Below are 21819 nucleotides of genomic sequence, written 5' to 3'. Positions count from 1 at the left end.
AGACACTTCCCCCTGAACTAGATAAGCTAATGGAAGCGAAATTGTATAATGGGCACTTTATGTGTCACGTAATGCACCAAGACTACATTCTCAAATCTGGTGTTGACGAAAATAAGGTTAAAAATCAACTACTGGCTTTTTTTGATGAAAAAGGAGCTGAATACCCAGCAGAACATAATGTTGGTCAGCTGTATAAGGCTAAAGAAGCACTAAAAGCGTTTTACAAGAAAAATGATCCTACCAATAGTTTGAACCCAGGAATTGGCAAAACTCAAAAAGGCAAATATTGGCAAGATTAGGGAAGATACGAATAAGTCTTTCTCATGAGACAATTCATTTTTAATCTTTGGGCTTGGTTTTGTCACATCAACTCACTTTTGCCGACAACGAATTCAATAACAAGCGTCGTAAAACACGCAAAGAAGTTTTCCTTTCTCGGATGGATGAGTTGATGCCTTGGGATCAGCTAGAAGCCGTGATTGGGCCTTTTTACCCCAAAGCAGGAAAAGGAAGAAGGCCGTATCCACTGTCGACGATGTTCCGCATTCACTGCATGTAGCATTGGTACAACATGAGTGACCCCGCTATGGAGGATGCGCTTTATGAAATCACGTCCATGCGTTTGTTTGCTAGATTGTCGTTAGACAGTGCCATTCCTGATCACACGACTATTATGAATTTTAGACACTTACTGGAAAAGCATAAGCTCTCCCGTCAGCTTTTCAAAGAGGTCAACAAGTGGTTGTCCAGCACTGGGATTTATTTAAAAGAAGGCACAATTGTCGACGCGACCATCATTGAGGCCGCCAGTTCAACTAAGAATAAAGCGAAAGCACGCGATCCAGAGATACACCAGACACAAAAAGATGAGCAGTGGTTCTTTGGATTAAAAGCTCATATTGGCGTAGATGCTAGAACTGGCCTGACGCACAGCTTAAGTACGACAGCGGCTAACGTACACGACATCACAGAAACAGAACATTTACTTCATGGTGAGGAAACGTTTATCTCAGGGGATTCAGGCTATCGAGGGGCTCAAAAAGAAATGAGTTGAAAGACATAAAAGCCGATTGGTTGATTGCTAAGATGCCAAGCAAGGTGCGTCTTCTCAAGAAACCCCCAAGAATAAACAAGCAACCTATCCGAACGGAATGCATAAAAGCCAGCATCAGAGCAAAAGTAGAGCACCCGTTTCGGATCATAAAGCGACAGTTTGGTTTTAGGAAAGTCATCTATTGTGGCTTAGAGAAAAATGATAACAAGCTGGCGATGCTGTTTGCCTTAGCCAATGTGTTTAAAATTGATCAGATGATACGAGCAGCAAGGGGGGTAGTCCGTTCGAAACCCACTAAATAAGGCTAATTCGGCTTATTTAGTGGCGTAAAGACTTAAATGAGTGGCATCCTGTGTGTTTTTGTTCGAATGAAAGAAGCTTAGTGTATTGTGACTTCTTAATCGCAGTTTCCCTTGCACTTTGGTTAAGCTGCGAAATAGGCCTTCTTCGCGGCCACGCTTCTTATACTTAAAGCTGTCTTTTCCACATTTTAAATAGTCTCTATACCAACGACCAACGGTGTCAGCATGGACTCCAGTCACTTCTGAAATGTCTTTAACAAGAAACCTTTATCATCGTAGCCTAGAAAGCTCTGAAGTGGGCAGTTTTCGGGGGGCTATTTTTTCGTTCATTCAGCGATTATATCAGGCAATTATTACCGCCGAGTTAATAGCTCTGTACAGAGCGCAGCATCTTATCAACTAACATAAGATTACTAAGTGCAAATTGCACCGCAAACTCACTGCCATTTTCAGACAGTCCATTACAAACTACTTTCCGGAAGGCAAGCTGACATTTCAGTATTCTAAACGATACTCGCTTTTAAGTATTTAGTTCTAAATGGCATCTTGTTAATGTGAAAGTGTTTTTCAAAGCCCGTATATTGCTTGGCACTTCAGCTATCAACCAATTCAACCCTCAACTCTTCGCTCCCTTGCGTTTTCCCACACCTCGATAGCTAGAACAAGCAACGCTTTATCTTAAAATCGCGTGTATTTGATGCATTTTGGTTGAGCTAGCGTCTTCGATAATGGCCGCATTAATGTTTCCCACCTCTTTCAGAAAGTAGCTTCCATCACAAGGTCGCTAATGTTGTACCCATTCTGCATAGAATGAATACGCAACATGATAACAAGAAGATATGAGCCTCAATCATCATCACCTTTTAATTGAAGAGCTCGAATTGAACATCAAGAGCTATCAAGGAATTAACTCATTCACCCAAAAAAGAGCTCTTTGTGGGTTTTACAGCGTTTACTGGTAAATTTAATCTCAGCGAAGGAAGCTGGTCCATATAGGAAGAAAGTCTTCGTTGGATTAAGTCGGCAAAATCATCACACACGTCATAATAGGAGGAGTGAAAGTCATTGATAATGAATTAAATAATTGGTAGACTTCCAGCCCTTACCACCTCAATTATTGACATATCATTTGCTTAGAAAATCTATGACAAAAAATTTTAGGATTATTCCCCGTTTAGACATTAAAGGTCCCAATGTAGTGAAGGGGATTAAAATGGAAGGGCTACGAGTCGTAGGACGACCAGAATTATTTGCCGCCAAATATTATCAAGATTTTGCAGATGAACTAGTCTACATAGATACTGTAGCCAGTCTCTATGGAAGGAACAGTCTTTCTGAAATAATTCATCGCGCTGCAGAACAGATTTTTATTCCTTTAACAGTAGGAGGAGGAATTCGAACCATTGAAGATATTCGCAACATCCTACGTGTTGGAGCGGATAAAGTTGCCATAAACACGGCTCTTTTTTCCAACCCAGAGTTGATCAAAGAAGCAAGCGAGAGTTTTGGTGCTCAATGTATTGTCGTTTCAATTCAAGCACGGAAAGTATATGGAACAGACAAATATGAATGCTTAACAGATAATGCTCGTGAAAATACAGGTGTCGATGTGTTTGAATGGGTTGAAAGAGTCGTAGAGCTAGGCGCAGGTGAAATCCTCTTAACCTCTGTAGATCGAGACGGAACAGGAACAGGGTTTGATCAAGAACTTGTTAGACGAGTTTCAGAGTTTGCTCCAATTCCTGTTATCGCCTCTGGTGGAGCAGGCAATCTTCAGCATATTGAGAATATAGCAACGGAAGGAAAAGCAGATGCTGTTTGCATTGGCTCTATGCTGCATTATGATTTACTACATTATATGGAAGAAAATGGGCTGTATACAGAAGAAGGAAACATTGACTTTTTAAAGAAAAAGCGGGGAGACTCTCAAGCAAGAAAAACAATTCAGCCGACCTCCATTCAAAACATTAAAAAATACTTGCTGGAACGAGAGATTTCGGTTCGGCTTTAATTCATACGGTTTTGTGCGAAAAAGATGATTATTATTATTGATTACGATCTTGGCAATTTGCTAAGTGTTCAAAGAGCAGTAAGTCATCTTGGCTTTACCGCAAAGATTTCCCAAGATAGAAAAGAAATTTTAAATGCGTCTCATCTCATTCTTCCAGGAGTTGGAGCTTTTGGTAAGGGAATGAAAAACCTTCATAAATTAGGGCTAGTTGAGCCGATTAAAGAGTTTGCTAAATCCAATCGCCCTTTGTTAGGTATTTGTTTAGGGATGCAATTACTTTTAAGTCATAGTGAAGAACTAGGGGATAATGAGGGTCTTGACTTAATACCTGGGAAAGTGAGATACATTTCCAAACAACCCTCTTTTGATAAACATTCTAAAGTGCCTAACATTGGCTGGAATGCTATTTCCTCTCCTCACCTAGACAATCAATTTCATTCTTCTATTCTTCAAGGAATCGAACAAAAGGAACACTTTTATTTTGTTCATTCTCTGATTGGACTTCCTGATAACGAAAAACACATAGATGCCGTAAACCATTATGCAGGTGTTGCTTGTCCCGCAACAATCAATCGCGATAATGTTTATGGTTGCCAATTCCATCCCGAGAAAAGCGGAGAAATGGGACTTAAGATTATAAGCAATTTTTTAAATTTGGCTACAGAGAGGTAAGTAATGAAAGAAAAATTCAAACGTAGTGGTTTGGAAAAGCAAATTCCCAATCTACCCCAAGAAGTAAAATATTGCTCAAAATGTGTAGTTTCCAATCAACGTCCTCGAATTATGTTTGATGATGACGGAGTTTGTTGCGGCTGTAAAAACGCCGAGTACAAACAGAATGGTATTGATTGGGAAAAGAGAGAAAAAGAACTGCAAGAACTCTGCGATAAACACCGTAGAAGTGACGGTTATTGGGATGTTGTAATTCCAAGTAGTGGAGGGAAGGATTCTGCATTTGTTGCGCACCAACTAAAACACAAATATGGGATGAACCCTCTTACTGTAACTTGGTCTCCTTTTCTTTATACCGACATTGGATACCGCAACTTTCAAAATCTAAGAGATGCTGGTTTTACTAACCTAAAATGTTCGCCTAATGGAAAACTGCATCGTAAACTCGCACGCCTTTGCTTTGAAGAGTTAGGCGATGCTTTTCACGCATTTGTGATGGGACAATTACACTATGCCCTTCATATCGCAAATAAGTTTGATATTGATCTTGTTTTCTATGGCGAAAACGGAGAAGTTGAATATGCAGGTGACCCGAGTGGAGCAGATAGACCTTATCGACCTGTATCAGAGTTTACTCACAACCTTTTAAAAGGTTGTACTTTAGAAGAGTTAATCGAGTACGGTCTCAAAAACAAAGATTATTTCACTAAAGATGACTATCAAGATTGTGACCTTATTTTCTATAACCCACCACCAAAAGAAGATGTAGAGAAAAAAGACATCAAAATCCATTATTACTCTTATTATCACAAGTGGATTCCTCAAGAAAATTACTACTATGCTGTAGAGAATACAAACTTCGAAGCAAATCCAGAACGCTCCGAGGGAACTTACAGCAAGTACGCAAGTCTCGATGATCGCCTTGACGGAATGCACTATTATATGCGTTACATCAAATTTGGCCTAGGTAGAGCTATCGAGGATGTTTCTCATGAAATTCGAGCAGGACATCTTACAAGAGAAGAGGGTATTGCTCTAGCCAGTAGATATGATGGAGAGTTTCCGAAGAAATACTTTAAAGATTTTCTAGAGTATCTAGATATCACAGAAGAACATTTCTGGGAAGTAGTAGATAGCTATCGTTTACCTCATCTCTGGGAACAAGTGAATGGTGTATGGCAACTAAAAAGCCGTATTGTTTAAATTAAATTAAAGTCAAGTAAACCGTAAATCGGATCAACTAAGAATAGAGAATAGAGAATAGAGAATAGAACAATGGCAAATTTTATCTTACATCAAAACGCTTTCGATAAGTGCAATAATGCTGTTGTGATTTCAGGTGGCGCAAGAAATGGGACTACTATTATTGGTAAAATAATTCACTCTCTGAAAAACATAGAGTATTTTTTTGAACCACCTACATTAGTGTCTCTATTTCCTTTAATTGATCAATTACCGGAAGCCGAATGGAAACTTCTCTATGAAACTTACCTCTATGAAGATATGCTACTAAATGCTCTAGCAGGCAGAAACTTGAATCATAACCTTGAGGATGATAGCAGCATCTTCAAGGTTAAGATGCAAGAAGACATAGAGAATAGAAAGCAAAGATCCTTGGGCAAAACTGAGTTAACAGAGTTAGCCGAAGAAAGGATTATTGCTTTCAAAAATCCTGATCTCGTCCCCTACCTTCCTAAGTTAGTCAGGTTGTATCCTGAGACTAAAAATGTAGTTATGAGAAGAAATCCCAGTGATGCCATATCCTCAATCATTGAAAAAAAATGGTTTGGAAATCATGAACAGGTTCTGATCTGGCCAACTAAAGTATACAAAGAGAGCGTAATACCATATTGGGTAAAGAGCTCAGAGGAAGAACTCTGGTTGGATTTGACGGAAGAAGATAGGGCTGCTTATTACTACATAAGAATGATGGAAGCGTATCCAGAATTAGAGAAGAAACTTGTTTTGAATTACGAAGAGTTGGTGGAATCTCCCAGAAAAGTCACCGAAAGGCTATCTACTTTTATTGGAGCAGAAATAACTTCAAAAACAGAAGAGATTCTTTCTAATATTTATATGAGAAATATAAACGGAAAAACAGAAAAATTAAATGTTTTAAGCGAAGAGATGAGAAAAAAAGTTCAAGATGCCTACGAAAGAAGCTTAACTTAGGACAATAACAATCTGTACTAGCTCAGACCTTTAGCCATTTGAACCGATGTCTTTCAGGATTAGATCTGAGCTAAATTTTTCATGCCCAGATCGTTTTCCCATCCAGTAATGTATCAAGTTACTCCTCAGCAATCATGCAAAAAACCCCTTGAGACACTATAAGCTAAAGCCATCATCAACAATAATATTTTGCCCAGTCACATAACGGGATTGTTCGGAAAGGAAGAATAAAATAGAACCTATCACTTCATCCACATCTAGCATACCAGCACCATGCGTATTCTTTTTATAAGCCAATAAAAACGACTCAGGCTGACTATCAAATATACCACCAGGACTAACACAGTTAATGCGAAACCTACTGTCATTAACATATGCCACTACATATTTATTAATATGTTGAATCGCTGATTTTATTGCCGCATATTCAACAGGCATCGTCATACTGGTGTTGTCATATATATCAAACTTAGGGGCTACAACCCCATAAATAGAAGATATATTAACTAGAGAAAAAGGGGTTCGATTAGCCTTAAAGTAAGCTGCACATTGTTGAGTAAATAAAAATGCACTACCTAAATGAAGGGAAAGGTTTTCGTTAAAGCTTGAAAGAGAGACATCAAAAAAATCTTTTCCATACGTTTTATTACGAGGGTAAGCAGTGTTAACCGCCCCATCAAGACTACTCTGCTGAGAAAAAAAGTATTTAACACTTTCCTCATTAGTAATATCAAGCTCAACAAAACTTATCTGCTCTTTAAAACCCTCATAGGTTGCGTGCAACTTTTTCTGCATCACCTCTAGATCACGATCTAGAGCAACAACATTAGCTCCTTGTTTAAGTAAAGCAGGTACCAGCCTAGAGCCTAATAATCCACCAGCTCCAGCAATTACAAAAGTTTTATTTTCAAGTAGTTTTTCCATCAATTTAATTCCTGAACAATCGCTTCAGCTAGTTTGAAATCATATATATCGTCAATATCTACAGCCCTTTCTTTCGGCACTTCAATAGCAACAACCTTACCAGAAAAAAGGCCATAGCTTTCTTTAATAAAACAAGGAGAAGCCGCATATACCACGGTAGTAATATCAAAAACAGCAGGGGCATCTTGGCGACGAGAAACTTCAGACTGAGGCTTGTTGACCAATTCGACAAAGCCATCGGGCTGTTGAACGACCATATTAAAGTAAGGACTTCTGCTCGCAGGTGTAACGGATATACAGATATCAGCTTTTGAATAATCCCTTTTTAAAATCGCAGACTCCACATCTATTACAGAACGCAAAGGACTCGTGGCAGGTAAGCTAACAAAGCTATCAAACTCTCCATAGTGTTCTTCTACCCATTCTATAGCATGCCTCCATGCAAGCCATTCAGGGCTGTTATCAGCAGCTAATGAGGCAGGACGATCAATCACAGTAGCTCCATTATCGATTGCCACTTTAGCTATTTCACTATCATCTGTAGAGACAAAAACTCTCTCAATTAAAGAACAAGCCAATGCAGTATCAATGGAATATTGCAACAAAGGCTTACCAGACAAACGCTTAATATTTTTCCCAGGAAGCCCCTTAGAACCGCCTCGAGCAAAGATAAATGCAAAATTTCTCATAAAGTTTCTATTCTCACTAATGGACGATAGAATAATTAGACTTAATATTATTTACTAAAGAAAGAGTTTCTATAGCATCGTCCAAAACTGTTGGAGCACGATACTTTTCTCTATTGGCAACAAATTCAGAAACCATAGACAAATACATCTGATTTTTATCCCAGTCAGGGGCGCTATACAGCAACGTATTACCTAAAGAAGAAACAAAATTCACCTCGTTACGAATTAAGTCCCATTCAAGCACTCCTTTACTACCTACCAATCGACATTTACGATAAGCCTGACGTTGTAAAAAATCTAAATGAACATGGATGACTGCTTTGTTGTCAGTATGCAACAACACATCTGCACTATCTTCCACATCCAAACCTAACTCATTAGAACTTCTCAAAATTGCATGATCAAGATGTAAAGGCCCTAAAAGCCAGCGAACATAATCAAGTTCATGACTTAGCTCTAATAATACCCCACCACCAAGGGCCGAATTTGCAGATACACTATCTTTATAATTTTTATCAGGACGCCAATCAGGCAAGTACTGACCAACCTCAACAAAAGCGTGATACAACTGACCAATCATTTCAGAGTCTATATATTCTTTCATTTTGATTGCCGAAGAAAGATAACGCAAGCAATAGCCTACTGTAGCGGCAGTGTTATAACGTTTAACAGCTAATTTAATGGCTTCTGCATCTTTTAGGGCCATTGTTATAGGTTTTTCTATTAAGACTGGAATATTAGCTTCAATTAATGGCATTGCATGACTAGCATGAAATGGTGCAGGAGAGGCAATTATAACCAACTGAACTTGAATCAAAATTAAATCATTGATAGAAGAAACTAATTTATCTGCATCCGGAATGTTTTCTTCTAAAGTCCTTCCACTAGAAGACATAGAATAAACACATGCATCTGGAAACAATGTTTTTAAATTTTTTCTATGTCGGGATGCAATACTACCTAAACCTATAACAGCAACTTTCCTCATTTTCTTACCTAAGCGAAACGCAATTTAAAAAATCAGTTGATATGAAATCTTATTTCATCAAGTAAATCATCCACAACACTTTCTTTTTGGTTCATATATATCGGTTTATATTTTTCAAAATACTCATTATTATTTTCTTTCAATTTTTTTAAAATTGAAGCCTTAAAAATCTCATAAGACGAATCAGTAACTAAAAAATCATCACTTGAGTTATTGTAATCAAATATTTCATACTTGAAATCATCATAATAAAAAAATAAGGCAGGGACGCCTAAGCCAATAGACTCAAAGCAAAGAGTAGAAAAATAACCAATAACAAGGCGAGAAGATTTCACAGCCTCATAAGAGCTCCCCTCTGAATCTAAAATTATTTTAGATTGCTCAAGCTCTTCAAAAATAGAGTCATATAACTTTATATGTCTTCTCTCCTCTCTTTTTTCAGGACGAACCCTATAAGCAAAACTATACTCTGGAAATTCTTTCGAGAATCGAATATAGTTTTTTAAAATATCTACATATGCTTCATTAGAAGCGTATGCAAAACCAGATCTATCAGCAAATTGTTCTACAAGCATAACATCATATTTCACTGGTACTTTTTTATTTAAAAACTCTAGATTTTTAATCGAACCACAAGAAACAACATTTTTAAAATCATTAGATTCATGCATATACATATTTCTTTGATTCTCACTATAACAGCAAACATAGTCTGCACCTTTATAAAGAAGGTGATATTGCTCCCTCAGAGAAGATTGAATTAATATATATTTGACATTGTTTTTTTTTAAAATCTCATGCAATAGCAAATAGGCTTCTATATCATTCGCAGAACAATAAACGCTAGAATTTATATTTTTGCAAAAAGATATTATCTTTATATACCCAATAAAAAACCTAACAAACAAATAAAGAAAATTCACATTTTCCTTCAAAGAAAATCCAATAATTTTAAAAAAAAACTTAAAATCAAAAAAAACAGAAAGGAATCGAAAAACAAAGTTTTTTTTGTCCACATAATCAGATGATATGTAATCACCATATTCTAAGAAAGCATTTTGAGGAGCTTTATTTATGTACAACTTTGTTTTCACCCCTTCCTTTTTCAGAATATCATCTAGTGAAAGATAATATTGATTATAAGAATTCTTCCTAATATTATAATTCCATATATTAAAAACGACATCTACTTTTTCTTTATTTCTTTTATTTTTTCTAGTAAGAAAGGCAAAGGGCAACAAAATAAAAAACAAGAAAGAAAAAATAATTTTACGCCCCCATAATATAGAATCGGGAGCATGATCTGTTAAATTATATAAATAACCGTATACAGACTTCTCACTAACTTGAAATTTTTTAGAAATAAGAGAGATTAATCCAAAAGAATTTGCTTTATCTATGATATCTTTATTCATCCACACACCATGGCAGTTTAAAACTCCTCATAAATATTAAAATAAGCTTTCTATATCTTTTTCTGCTTTTTTATAATCTGCAATACGCCCTATGTCTAGCCAGTAATCATAACTAGTATAAACACTCACTTTTTCTCCGTCACTGATTCTCCGCTCCAATAATGTTGGCATATCTAATTTTTCATTAGAACTTACAGAAGAAATACAGGCAGGACTTAACACATATATTCCAGTATTAACGAGATAGCGATATGTTGGCTTTTCAACCATCCCAGTTACATGACTTCCTTCTATCTCTACCACCCCGAATGGAATTTGATAATCTAGCTCCCTAACACACATGGTTGCATCAGCACCTTTCATAGAGTGGTAATCAAGCAATACACGAAAATCAATTTTAGTTAATACGTCACCATTAAGCATTATGATAGGTAAATTAGGTAAATCTTTAGGCAACAAACCTAAAGCCCCCCCAGTCCCCAAAGGCTCTTCTTCATGGACATACTGAATTTTTACACCAAAAGATTCACCATTACCAAAATAGTCCATTATCTTTTCAGGCATATAGTGAGTAGAAATATAAAAGCTGCGAAAGCCCAAATTAGAAAAGCGCCTAATTTGATGTTCAAGCATAGGCTTATCACCAACTTTTAACATTGGTTTCGGGCAATTATCAGTTAATGGTCGTAGGCGTGTACCAAAGCCCCCAGCCATAATAAAAACTGGATTATCATAAACCTTTGTTTGGGATAACTCATATAATGTTTCTAAGCCAATTAGATTCATTTGCTCATCAACAATAGGCAAAGATAAAAGCTCGAAACGTTTCATAATATCTAGACAATACTCTCTAGATTCCTTTTGAGTAACTGTTTTAGGGTTTGAGTTCATCACTCGTATAACTAAGTCTTCCATATTTAAGTCTAGCAATAACCCTCGACGAATATCGCCATCAGTTACAGTTCCTAATAACAGTCCTTTTTCATTACACACAAGCGCAACACGCAACATACCTCGATCAATTGTTCTCATTGCTTCTCGGATAGTTGTTTTCTCATTTACTATCACATTTTGCCATTTGATCATAATACTACCTTAATCCAATACTCTATTCTTTGCGGACACTATAACCTGAGGATCAACAATATCTCGTACAATAGTTGTCCCAGCACCAACAACAACCTGATCAGCTAATTCAAGGGAATTTATAATCGTTGCCCCAGCTCCAACATACACTTCATTTCCAATATGGACCTCTCCGCAAATAGTTACATTGGGGGCAATATGACAATACATTCCGATTAAAGAATCATGTTCCACTAGGGCTCCACTATTAATAATTGTATGCTCTCCAATTTCTGCACCAGCTTGAACAATTGCCCTAGGCAAAATTTGAGCTCCTTCTCTAATTAATGCATACTCTGACACTAAAGCATCACTTGAAATAACCGCTGTAAATTTATACCCAAGAGAAAGAAAGTATTCATTAATTCTATAACGAAGATCAGACTTAGGAACTATACCTATACCATTAACTAACAACACTTCATCATTCTTAAACTCTAGAATATCTTCGTCATTAAATAATTGTCTAATACCAGAAAAAACTAAACGCCTTTTAATATCATTCGGAGATATTATCGCAGCTATTTTTCGCTTCTGTTTAAGTAAAGTATCCGCCAGTACAGAAGCATGCCCACCACCACCAATCAAAACAATCGGAGTGTCTTTTATACTATTCAACGATAATATCCCCAACTTTATAGTTTTTACTAGATCTTGAGTTTAATACGTCCCAATAACAATAAGGGGACATTCCATCTCCTGGGCGTTTTATCGCTATATTTTCTTCAGAAAAGCACTCACCTATTGCAATATCTTTTGTCGCAACAAGACTTTTCCTAGCAATCACTTTATTTTTTATTTCGGATACTGTTGGTTTTTTTACCGAGCTACCTAAAGCTATCTCTACTTGACGAATAGCGGACACCATTTCTGTCAATTCATTTGGCTCTAAAGATGCCTTATGATCGGGCCCTTCCATATTTTTATCTAAAGTAAAGTGCTTCTCAATTAAAGTGGCTCCTCTAGCAACTGCAGCTATAGGAATAGTAATTCCTTTACTGTGATCAGAATAGCCTGCGGGTAAATCAAATGCCTGACGTAGAGTATCCATCGCTCTTAGATTAATTTCTTCCATAGGTGCAGGATATTCGGTCGTACAGTGAAGGATATTAACCTTTTCTTTAAGAGCTTTTTGACCTGCATCGGAAGCATAAGCTTCTTGAAATGCAGCAAGAGAAGGCTGGGAATCAATAGAACAGGTGTAACCAAAGGCAATAACCCCTAAGGCCATTTCAATTTCAGCTAGTGTTGCCATCCCTGTTGAGACAATTAGATCACATCCCGTCCGAGCATGCTTTAAAACCAGAGGCGCATTAGTTAACTCACCAGAAGGAAGCTTAAGACACTTTAGCCCTAGGTCACTCACTAAGAATTCAAGACTTTCATCATCAAACGCGGTTGAAAGAAACTCTATACCCAGTTTATTACAATATGCAACCAGCTGATGATGAGCCTCATAGGACAACTCTAGCCGGCTAAGCATAGCAAACTGAGATTCTTCTCTTTGCATATTTTTGACTTGGTAATCTGCCTGCTTAGCTTGTTCTGTAACTAGATTTTTTGCTTTAAAGGTCTGAAACTTAACAATATCAGCACCTGCTTGATAAGCCGCATCAACCAACTTAAAAGCCAGTTCCTCATTACCATTATGATTTACACCAGCTTCAGCAATAATAAGTGTCATACCAACCTCATTTAATTGGTTCAAAATTTACATCAAAAAACGACTTAGCCGGATCAAAATCTAGAGTTTTAATCATTTCAATCACTTGAGTACAACTATCTCCTTCTCCGTAAGGGTTATAAATAACTTCACAAGCATCCTTATAACTGCCATCAATAGCAATCTTAATTGCACTCTCAATATCTACCTGTTTAGCTTGGCAATGCAATACGCTTTTTGCTGCCAAACGTCCCTTTTGTCGAACACCTATATTAACTGTAGGCACATCAAATGCTGGAACTTCAATAATTCCACTAGAAGAGTTACCTATAACTGCCATCGAATGCTTAACTGCACTCAAATAACGTACCTGTCCTAAAGACGGAATGGCCAATACACGCTCTGGCCGTGACCTTGCATACTCTTCTAACAAGGGAATAATACTCCTGCCACCATCATCTGCGTTTGGATAGGTTAAAATAACTTGGTAATCAGGATAGGTATCAAGAGCGCTCAATAATGCTTGAAAACTGGAAACAGGCTGCTCTTCTCCGATTGTTACAGGGTGATAAGTCACCAGAAAATATGGAGATTTAAGGTTAAACTGAAGGGAATCAGATAACTGCGCTACGCTCATAAAATCAGATCGTTTTAGGTGATCAAGACCTATAGCACCGATATTCCTTACTCTCTCCGGCGACTCTCCTAATTGAATAACACGCTGACGATACTCTTCGGTTGAAGTTCCATGTAGATAGCTAAGTTTGGTAATTGCGTGACGAATTGAATCATCATAAGCGCCTTCTGTAATCTCACCACCATGTAGATGAAAAACAGGTATACGCAAAATCATTGCTGTTTGAGCCGCAGCTAGAGCCTCGAAACGATCACCAAGTATTACCAATACACTAGGCTTAAGGCGCGATAAGGCATCAGTAAACCCTAGCACCCCTAGCCCCATACTTTTAGCAGTTCCTTGTGCAGAGTTAGATGAAAGTAATATCTCAATCTTCTCGTCGATGTTAAATCCATCTTTTTCTATCTGCTGATAAGTTTCCCCAAACTCAGGAGATAAATGCATCCCTGTAACAAGTAGTTGCAGCTGAAGATCAGGATCATCTTGAATATCTTTTAGAAGCCAATAAAGCAAACCATATTCTGCTCTTGTTCCTGTGAACACAGCGACTTTCTTTATATTGGTAACCATAAAAATCCTTTATAAAGAAACTGGTGAACTAGGCAAATTAATAAGGCACTTTTCAATACTCTCAGAATGAGTCAAGTCACCACGTAAGGCACCCTTAAACATAGGCAATCTATGCATCAGCTTCCATATAGGGCGCGTCATCACTCCCTTCTGGTTTGTCTGCTCTAGCATTTTATTTCGGCTCTCGGCATCTGGGCAAACAATAGCATTTAGCCAATAATTAGATTGTCCATACTCAGGTTCTACAACAAATTGAAAATCTGAACCTTCAAAAAAAACTTGATACTGTTTTGCCAGCTCTCTCTTTTTTTCTAAAAATGTCGGCAAAGATTCCATTTGCGCACACCCTAAAGCAGCGTTAATATTTGGCATACGATAATTAAATCCGGGCTCGTCATGGAAAAACTCATAAGGGTGAGGAACCTTGGCAGTTGTAGTAATATATTTTGTTTTAGCCCCAGTCTCCTCGCTGGAACATAAAATCATACCACCACCACCGGTCGTAATAATTTTATTGCCATTAAAGCTTAAAGCACCAAAGTCACCTAGAGTTCCAGTATGCCTCCCTTTATAAAATGAGCCAAGGCTTTCTGCAGCATCTTCCACCAGAACCAGTTGCCATTTATTACATACAGAGATCAACTCATCTAGCTCTACAGGATGCCCAAAGGTATGCATGGGAACTACTGCCTTGATGCGCTGTTTAGTTGTTTTATGCACACAACCTGATTCGGTTAATTCCGCATTCTCATCCAAATATTGAGCAACAGCTTTAGGACATAGACCTAAGCTAACAGAGGAGACATCAACAAAAATTGGTTCGGCCCCCATATGATAGAGAGCATTACACGTGGCAACAAAGGTAAGTGCTTGGGTAATAACCAAATCCCCGTGTTTCACACCTGCCATATACAAAGCCCCATGAAGTGCAGCCGTTCCATTCATCGTTGCAACGGCACGGGGGCTTGCAGTAAAGCTTTCAACTTTATGCTCAAACTCATCAACAAACTTACCAACACTCGACACAAACGTGCTTTCAATGGTTTCCGCCACATAAGCTTTTTCGTTTGCCGAAAAAGTTGGAGCATGGAGTGGGATAAAATCCTTCGTCTGATAGACATCACGGACAAACTTCACAAGGCTTTCAGATTCCATCACCATCTCCTCACATCTTACTATCTAGATATTTACCTGTTTCTTTATACCCAAAACCTGGAATCATTTCAAAAAACAAGTTAACAATCTGAGATTTATCCCACTCTTGTTTGTTTTTCATCTGCTGAATAGATTGTTCAAACAAGGTTAACAAGTTCCGATCATATTCTGGTGCATTTTTAATCACACCAAGGTTTTCAAAGCGATCAAAATCAACGGTTTCTTGACCTGTAAAAAACTCTTCAAAATCTTTTTCACCCGTTGTATCACTGTTAGTAAAGAGACATGGCCACTTACCTTGTTCAGGCAGGGTCGTTACTAAGGAGCGAGCTTCCTCTTCATCACTGCATAAATAAGGCTCATAGCCGCGCTGATGAAGGTATTTGACAGCAATTTCCGCAAAGGTTATAAGATGCAAAGCCTCACTAAGCTTAGGGAAAAATATGTCTCGATTTTCACCCAAAATGCAGGACATAAGACACAATTCGCCAGATTCTTGCGGCATGACGAAATAGCGTCTTATATCGTTAGGGGCTACAATTGGTTGCTTCTTTTGCAAACGCTGATTAAAACCATGAAGCAAAGAACCATCAGAAAAAGCCACATTGGCAAAACGTGCGGTGGAGATTTCGATTTGTTCACTACGACGCATTAAAAACATTTCCATAATGCGTTTAGAAGCCCCCATCATATTCACTGGGTTTGCAGCTTTATCCGTGGAAACACAAAAGTATTTTTTAACGCCATGATCAATTGATTGCTGAATTGTTTTGTCTGTATTAAACACATTCACATCAATCATTCGCATAAGAGTATAAGGATCTTTCTCACTGCGTACATGCTTCAATGCGGAGAGGTTCAATACATAATCATACTCACCATCAGATTTAATAAAGGCATCGTATTCTAGCGAGCCAGTATCCAATGCAAATGTCTGAAAGTCACCCTCTATATAGCCAAATGAACTGCGTATATCTCGCACCAGTTCAACCAGATTGTTTTCGCTTATATCAACAGCATGAAGCTTTTTAGGGTTACGTTTGAAGATCTCTCTCGTCACGGCTTGACCAATAGATCCTGCAGCTCCAAGTACTAAAAACTTAGATGCGTTTACTGCAGAAGAAAGCTCTTCCTCATACGTGCTAATATCCTCTAAAAACAGAGCTCTAGATCGACCTATCAAACTTAATAAATCCAATTTTTTCCCCTAAATTACAAAAATACAACTTACGTATTACTAGCTAGAGAACCTATAGCCCAGATAATAGGCACTTTTCAGGGCCTCTATCTATAGGTACTGTTATCATAAATTCCTAATACTCGTTGTACAAAATAAAACTAATATCCTGCAATTTTTTCATAAACCGAAAATATGTCTCTGTGTTCTTTTATAGAGCACAATAGATCATGATCCTTTTCTAAAAAGGCTTTTACTTGTTTATACAACCCTGGCTTAAAGCTTTTATCCAGCTGATCATTGATCTCAACAGCCTCTTTATTTATCTGCCCTCTTTTCTGAACCTGAAGCTCTTCAATTGGGGATAAATAATATCTATTTTCTTTTGTTAAAACTTCCACGGCCCAACGACCCGCTGATTCCCAATTTGCACAATAGCTAAACAAGGCACCCTTTTCAGTGACACCCGAACCCGTAAATACAGATCCATTTGGGTGCCAAGAAACACCTCCTCGCACAAAACTGGCAATCTCGGAAGGTTTTCCCCCTAAATAAAAAGCCAAATCAACAATATGGGTAGAGTTTGACAAAAGCCATTTTTCTAGAACAATTTCTGGTTTATCTAGCTTCTCAATTTTATGACTCCATTCAGTGAATTCAAAGTTAAATGAAGTAACGCCCCCCTCTTCAATGACTCTGCTTCTCAGTTCCAAAACAGATGAAAAAAAGCGGCGATTATAGGCAATAAAAATAGAACAGGACTTTTTTATAGACAGCTGATACAAATCATCTATTTCGTTAAAAGACAAAGCAGCTGGCTTTTCGACTAATATATTTTTAACACCAAATTCTATAAGCAGAGAAGTCACATTGTATAACTGCTCAACTCCGACACTGATAATTGCAGCGTCTGGAACCTCTGTCGACTCAGAAATTAATTTTTCAGTCCCCCCCACCACAACATCAACACCAGCTCTTTTTTTAAACTCTTCAGCAGAGTTAGCGCCTCTACCTACAACAATATAATCTACGCCTAGTGAGTTTAGGACCGTAGTATAATCTACAGACATTCCACCTGAACCGATTAACCAAATCATCAGTATTTCCAACCTTTAAAGTTTATGTTATTGGGCATTTATCAATATTAGCATCAAGGTAAAAACGGAAGTGTTGCATTAAACACTTGACAAAAGGAGTATGAACTCGACAAGACTGTAAAAAGGGAGTCAGGCCAACTACATTCGAACTTAGCAATTCATCTAAATAGACACCAGTTAGCATACTTTGCATTTTAGGGTCATATGAACCACTACAGCACTCTCCGTTGACTTCCCTTTCCCAAACTCTCCCGATCTCATTTATAAAATATGAATTACCTGCGTTTTTAATTAAAACATTTAGCTCAACGCCTTCTTCTTGGGTGCACTCTACTTTAATAGAATGTTTTTCAGATTGAAAAGTTATGGATCCTGTTACCTCGTAGTAGCCACTTCTTTTGCTCTTTATTATCTCAGTGTCCAAATAACTTTCTTTTATATTTATGTCAGGAAGGTCACCAATTAAATAAGAAAATAAATCCAAAAAATGAACACTATTACATGCCATCCCCCATCCACTTCCGAAAACGGAAACCTCAACAGGGGAAGACAAGTCCAAACTTGATCTAATTTCTTGATATTCGCCATAGACTCTACGTGGACAATTGACCCATCCCCAAACACTTTTCTCTTCTAGAAGCTTTTCTAATTCAAAATAATCAGATTCTTTTTGAAACAAAACTTTTTCAAAGACCATATGACTAACTTGATTTTTAGCTATAATTTTCCTTGCAATATCGGCTCTTATATCCGCTGATGTAGAAAGAATACATATGTCAATTTCCTGCCCTTCAGGTAAAGTAGACATATAGAAGACTTCAGATTTCTTATTAGACGGTTGTACTTGAAGCGCTCTTTCCTTTGCAACAGATAAAGACTGCTCAGAAGGATCTACAACGGATATACTCAAGGGAAAGGTGCTTAGCAAAGCACCTTGTAAATGACGACTACCTAACTGACCAGCACCAACAATTAAAATATTATGCACAATATCTTCCACCCTTTTATCTATAAATTCACATAGCTAAGAAAATTTAATCGTTACCAAAAATATCTCGGGTATAAACTTTATCCGCTACATCAGACAATCTTTGTGATGGTCTATTAGCGACAATAACATCTGAGATACTTTTGAATTCATCAAGCATTTTTATTACTCGCGAATGAAAAAAGTGCTCATTATCTAACACCGGCTCATAAACAACAACTTCAACACCCTTGGCTTTAATTCGTTTCATAACTCCTTGAATGGCAGAAGAGCGGAAGTTATCACTGACATTTTTCATTACTAAACGAAAAATCCCAACCACTTTAGGGTTACGTTTTAGAATGGAATCAGCAATAAAGTCTTTACGGGTACTATTTGAATCGACAATTACTTTAATAGGATTATTAGGAACTTCTTGGTAATTTGCCAAAAGCTGTTTGGTGTCTTTTGGTAGACAATAACCACCATAACCAAAACTTGGGTTGTTATAATGATTTCCAATACGAGGATCTAAAGAAACACCTTCTATAATTTGCTTGGTGTCTAAACCATGGGGTTCACAATAAGTATCTAATTCATTGAAGTAGGCAACGCGCAAAGCAAAGTAGGTGTTAGAGAAAAGTCTAACCCCTTCAGCTTCTGTGCTGTCAGTAAACAAAGTATCAATATTCTCTTTATACACCCCTGCCATAAGAAGTTTAGCAAAGGTTTCCGCTCTTGCTGGCTTCTCACCAACAATAATTCGGGAAGGATAAAGATTATCATATAATGCCTCACCTTTACGTAAAAATTCAGGTGAGAAAATAATATTCTGGCTATCAAATTTTTCTTTAACCCGTGAAGTGTAGCCAACGGCTACAATAGATTTTATAACCATAACAGCGAAAGGGTTAATAGCGATAACATCTTCAATGACTGATTCAACACTTCGAGTATTAAAATAGTTTATTTGAGGATCATAGTCCGTGGGGGTTGCAATAATAACAAATTCTGCATTTTTATAAGCCTCTCTTTTATCAGGAGTTGCTCTGAAATTTAATGTTTCATTTGAAAGAAAGTCCTCAATCTCTTTATCGATAATAAGAGATTTTTTATTATTCAGCATTTCCACTTTTTCAGGAAGGATATCTACCGTAACAACCTCATTATGCTGAGCCAGAAGCATTGCATTAGATAAACCAACATATCCAGTACCCGCTACAGCGATCTTCATGCACTAAGTTCCTTTTGAAATTCTTTATACCAAGTCACAAACTTTTTCATACCCTCCTGAATAGAGGTTGCCGGCTTATAACCGACAGCCTGTTCAAGCCGAGCGGTATAAGCATAGGTTCTGGGAACATCCCTAGGTTGCATATCCATATAGTTTTTCTGCGCTGTTTTACCGCATGCACTTTCTATAGCTTCGATAAAAACAGACAGCTCAACGGGGTTGTTATTACCTATATTGAAAATAGAGTAAGGGGCTTTTCCATTAGAAATAACATCTTGGACTCTTATAACCCCTTCAACAATATCGTCGATATAGGAAAAGTCACGCTGCATTTTTCCATGGTTAAAAACTTTTATCGGCTGCTCGTTCAGTATCGACTCAGTAAACAGCCATGAAGCCATATCTGGACGACCTCCGGGGCCATAAACAGTAAAAAAACGTAAGCCAGTGGTTGGGATATTGTAAAGGTGTGAGTATGAGTAAGCCATTAATTCGTTGGATTTTTTGGTGGCTGCATAAAGAGAAACAGGAAAATCAACATTATCCGACTCAGAGAAAGGTATGCTTGCGTTCATGCCATACACAGAGCTCGAAGAAGCATATACTAGGTGTCCAACTTTATTATGGCGACACCCTTCAAGTATCGACACCATTCCGGCTAAATTGCTATCAACATAGTCAAATGGCGCTTCTAATGAATAACGCACTCCAGCTTGAGCAGCAAGATGTATCACTCGTTTGAATTGCTCTGTTTTGAACAGTTGCGCAATACCTTCACGATCAGCCAAATCCATTTTTATAAAACGGAAATTTGAATACCCTTCTAGCTGAGCCAAGCGATGCTGTTTAAGACGGGGGATGTAATAAGCATTTAAGTTATCAAGACCAACCACTTCATGCCCATCATCAAGCAATCGTCTGCATGTATGCATACCGATAAAACCGGCTGCGCCTGTTACCAAGTATTTCATAGTCACTTATTGATTCCGATAATTTAAAAATTCAGTTTGCAATGTATAGCTTAGATCTCAACAATAACCGACACACTTGGTATAGATAAGAGAGTCAGTTGCCTATAGGCTTCGAGTTCTCACACAATCCACCAAGGTCGTCCAAAAATGAACAACCAATATAAGCAACTGACACTAAAAGAACGATACCAGATTGAAGGCCTAAAGGAACTAGGATTTTCAGCAAGAACCATCGCAAACAAGCTTAAGAGAAGCAATAAAACGATTGCTCGTGAACTGAGACGATGTCTCGATAACAAGTATTCTGCTGAGGTAGCTCACACACATGCAACCACGACCAGAACACTGCCTACATTAAAAGTCTGTTGTAATACCGTCTATAAGATTGTATTTGAGCAAGGATGGCGGCATAAATTAGCAAGACAAGGAAAGCCCTACAAGCCGCGCAAAGGCGCTATGGCAGGGGCTCACCTGATCCCTACCGAGTCGATATCGACCAGCNCCCCAAAGAGGTTGATGACAAACAAGAAATTGGTCATTGGGAAGGTNATACGGTTTTTGGTCAAGATGGCTACCTTGTAACCTTAACAGAGCGGGTCACAAAGCTCTTATTAACCTGCCGCGTTAAAAACAAGACCAAAAAGTTGGTCTCTAGCGCCATTAAAAAACTGTTAAAGCCTTTTAAGCATATTTGCCATAGCATCACGTTTGACAATGGAGGGGAGTTTGCAGGCCATCAAAGTATTGCCAAAACACTGAAATGCAAAACCTATTTTGCTAAGCCCTATCACTCATGGCAGCGCGGTCTTAATGAAAATACCAATGGTTTGCTTAGACGATTTTACCCTAAGGGATTCGCTATTGGTCAGCTGACAGAACAGGAGATTGCGGACACTCAAATGTTAATAAATTTTAGACCGAGAAAATCGTTGAACTATCTCACCCCGATTGAAGTATTATTAAATAAGCGTGTGTCACTTATTGCTGCAATCTAGG

18 protein-coding genes and 3 pseudogenes are annotated in these 21819 nt (G+C 37.9%); 7 read left to right on the top strand and 14 right to left on the bottom strand.

Features of this window, described 5'->3' with window-relative positions; genetic code table 11:
* The 6 genes and pseudogenes from C0J08_RS03410 to C0J08_RS03385 all read left to right on the top strand — a co-directional run.
* Positions 1-299: pseudogene (locus tag C0J08_RS03410) on the top strand (D-lactate dehydrogenase); the annotation flags it as partial.
* 59 nt (positions 300-358) lie between these two features.
* A pseudogene (locus C0J08_RS03405) lies at positions 359-1356 on the top strand (IS5 family transposase).
* Positions 1357-2500: 1144 nt separating this feature from the next.
* Positions 2501-3367 (top strand): imidazole glycerol phosphate synthase subunit HisF, encoded by an 867-nt coding sequence (gene hisF, locus C0J08_RS03400; protein ID WP_212654724.1) that lies wholly within the window; start codon positions 2501-2503, stop codon positions 3365-3367.
* Between the two features lie 24 nt (positions 3368-3391).
* Positions 3392-4039, top strand: coding sequence for an imidazole glycerol phosphate synthase subunit HisH (hisH, locus tag C0J08_RS03395; protein WP_212654723.1), 648 nt, complete (start codon positions 3392-3394; stop codon positions 4037-4039).
* A gap of 3 nt (positions 4040-4042) precedes the next feature.
* Positions 4043-5242 carry an N-acetyl sugar amidotransferase gene (locus C0J08_RS03390; protein ID WP_212654722.1) on the top strand — a complete coding sequence of 400 codons (1200 nt, stop codon included), beginning with the start codon at positions 4043-4045 and terminating at the stop codon, positions 5240-5242.
* Positions 5243-5314: 72 nt separating this feature from the next.
* On the top strand, positions 5315-6211 hold the full coding sequence (locus C0J08_RS03385; protein WP_212654721.1) for a sulfotransferase: 897 nt from the start codon (positions 5315-5317) through the stop codon (positions 6209-6211).
* A gap of 156 nt (positions 6212-6367) precedes the next feature.
* On the opposite strand, the gene C0J08_RS03380 is transcribed toward C0J08_RS03385, so the two are convergent.
* From C0J08_RS03380 to C0J08_RS03315, 14 genes are all read right to left on the bottom strand, one after another.
* The gene (locus C0J08_RS03380) at positions 6368-7135 is read right to left on the bottom strand and encodes an oxidoreductase (RefSeq protein ID WP_212654720.1); all 768 of its coding nucleotides are present in this window, start codon (positions 7133-7135) and stop codon (positions 6368-6370) included.
* Positions 7135-7824 (bottom strand): acylneuraminate cytidylyltransferase family protein, encoded by a 690-nt coding sequence (locus C0J08_RS03375; RefSeq protein ID WP_212654719.1) that lies wholly within the window; start codon positions 7822-7824, stop codon positions 7135-7137. The genes C0J08_RS03380 and C0J08_RS03375 overlap by 1 nt, the downstream gene beginning before the upstream one ends.
* Positions 7825-7840: 16 nt before the next feature.
* The gene (locus C0J08_RS03370; RefSeq protein WP_212654718.1) at positions 7841-8812 is read right to left on the bottom strand and encodes a Gfo/Idh/MocA family protein; all 972 of its coding nucleotides are present in this window, start codon (positions 8810-8812) and stop codon (positions 7841-7843) included.
* Between the two features lie 32 nt (positions 8813-8844).
* Positions 8845-10227, bottom strand: coding sequence for a hypothetical protein (locus tag C0J08_RS03365; RefSeq protein ID WP_212654717.1), 1383 nt, complete (start codon positions 10225-10227; stop codon positions 8845-8847).
* 36 nt (positions 10228-10263) lie between these two features.
* Positions 10264-11313, bottom strand: a complete 1050-nt coding sequence (locus tag C0J08_RS03360; protein WP_212654716.1) for a nucleotidyltransferase family protein — start codon at positions 11311-11313, stop codon at positions 10264-10266.
* Positions 11314-11322: 9 nt separating this feature from the next.
* Positions 11323-11970: an acetyltransferase gene (locus tag C0J08_RS03355; RefSeq protein WP_212654715.1), complete on the bottom strand. Its 648-nt coding sequence runs from the start codon at positions 11968-11970 to the stop codon at positions 11323-11325.
* Positions 11963-13036, bottom strand: coding sequence for an N-acetylneuraminate synthase (neuB, locus tag C0J08_RS03350; protein WP_212654714.1), 1074 nt, complete (start codon positions 13034-13036; stop codon positions 11963-11965). The genes C0J08_RS03355 and neuB overlap by 8 nt, the downstream gene beginning before the upstream one ends.
* Before the next feature lie 7 nt (positions 13037-13043).
* The gene (gene neuC, locus C0J08_RS03345) at positions 13044-14222 is read right to left on the bottom strand and encodes a UDP-N-acetylglucosamine 2-epimerase (RefSeq protein ID WP_249344489.1); all 1179 of its coding nucleotides are present in this window, start codon (positions 14220-14222) and stop codon (positions 13044-13046) included.
* Positions 14223-14231: 9 nt separating this feature from the next.
* A complete protein-coding gene (locus C0J08_RS03340) occupies positions 14232-15377 on the bottom strand; it encodes a LegC family aminotransferase (protein WP_212654713.1) in 1146 nt (381 codons plus the stop codon).
* 10 nt (positions 15378-15387) lie between these two features.
* Positions 15388-16575: a UDP-N-acetylglucosamine 4,6-dehydratase gene (locus tag C0J08_RS03335; protein WP_212654712.1), complete on the bottom strand. Its 1188-nt coding sequence runs from the start codon at positions 16573-16575 to the stop codon at positions 15388-15390.
* 140 nt (positions 16576-16715) lie between these two features.
* Positions 16716-17651 (bottom strand): Gfo/Idh/MocA family oxidoreductase, encoded by a 936-nt coding sequence (locus tag C0J08_RS03330; protein ID WP_212654711.1) that lies wholly within the window; start codon positions 17649-17651, stop codon positions 16716-16718.
* Positions 17652-17673: 22 nt separating this feature from the next.
* Positions 17674-18651 (bottom strand): Gfo/Idh/MocA family oxidoreductase, encoded by a 978-nt coding sequence (locus tag C0J08_RS03325; protein ID WP_212654710.1) that lies wholly within the window; start codon positions 18649-18651, stop codon positions 17674-17676.
* Positions 18652-18685: 34 nt separating this feature from the next.
* Positions 18686-19852, bottom strand: a complete 1167-nt coding sequence (locus tag C0J08_RS03320; protein WP_212654709.1) for a nucleotide sugar dehydrogenase — start codon at positions 19850-19852, stop codon at positions 18686-18688.
* Positions 19849-20823 (bottom strand): NAD-dependent epimerase, encoded by a 975-nt coding sequence (locus tag C0J08_RS03315; protein ID WP_212656231.1) that lies wholly within the window; start codon positions 20821-20823, stop codon positions 19849-19851. Before C0J08_RS03315 ends, C0J08_RS03320 begins: the two co-directional genes overlap by 4 nt.
* A 147-nt stretch (positions 20824-20970) precedes the next feature.
* Between C0J08_RS03315 and C0J08_RS03310 the strand changes: the two are divergent.
* A pseudogene (locus C0J08_RS03310) lies at positions 20971-21818 on the top strand (IS30 family transposase).
* The last annotated feature ends 1 nt before the right edge of the window (position 21819 follow it).

Origin of the sequence: Marinomonas sp. CT5, from assembly GCF_018336975.1 — a bacterium.
GTDB lineage: Bacteria > Pseudomonadota > Gammaproteobacteria > Pseudomonadales > Marinomonadaceae > Marinomonas.
This window is presented reverse-complemented; position numbering and strand designations above follow the sequence as displayed.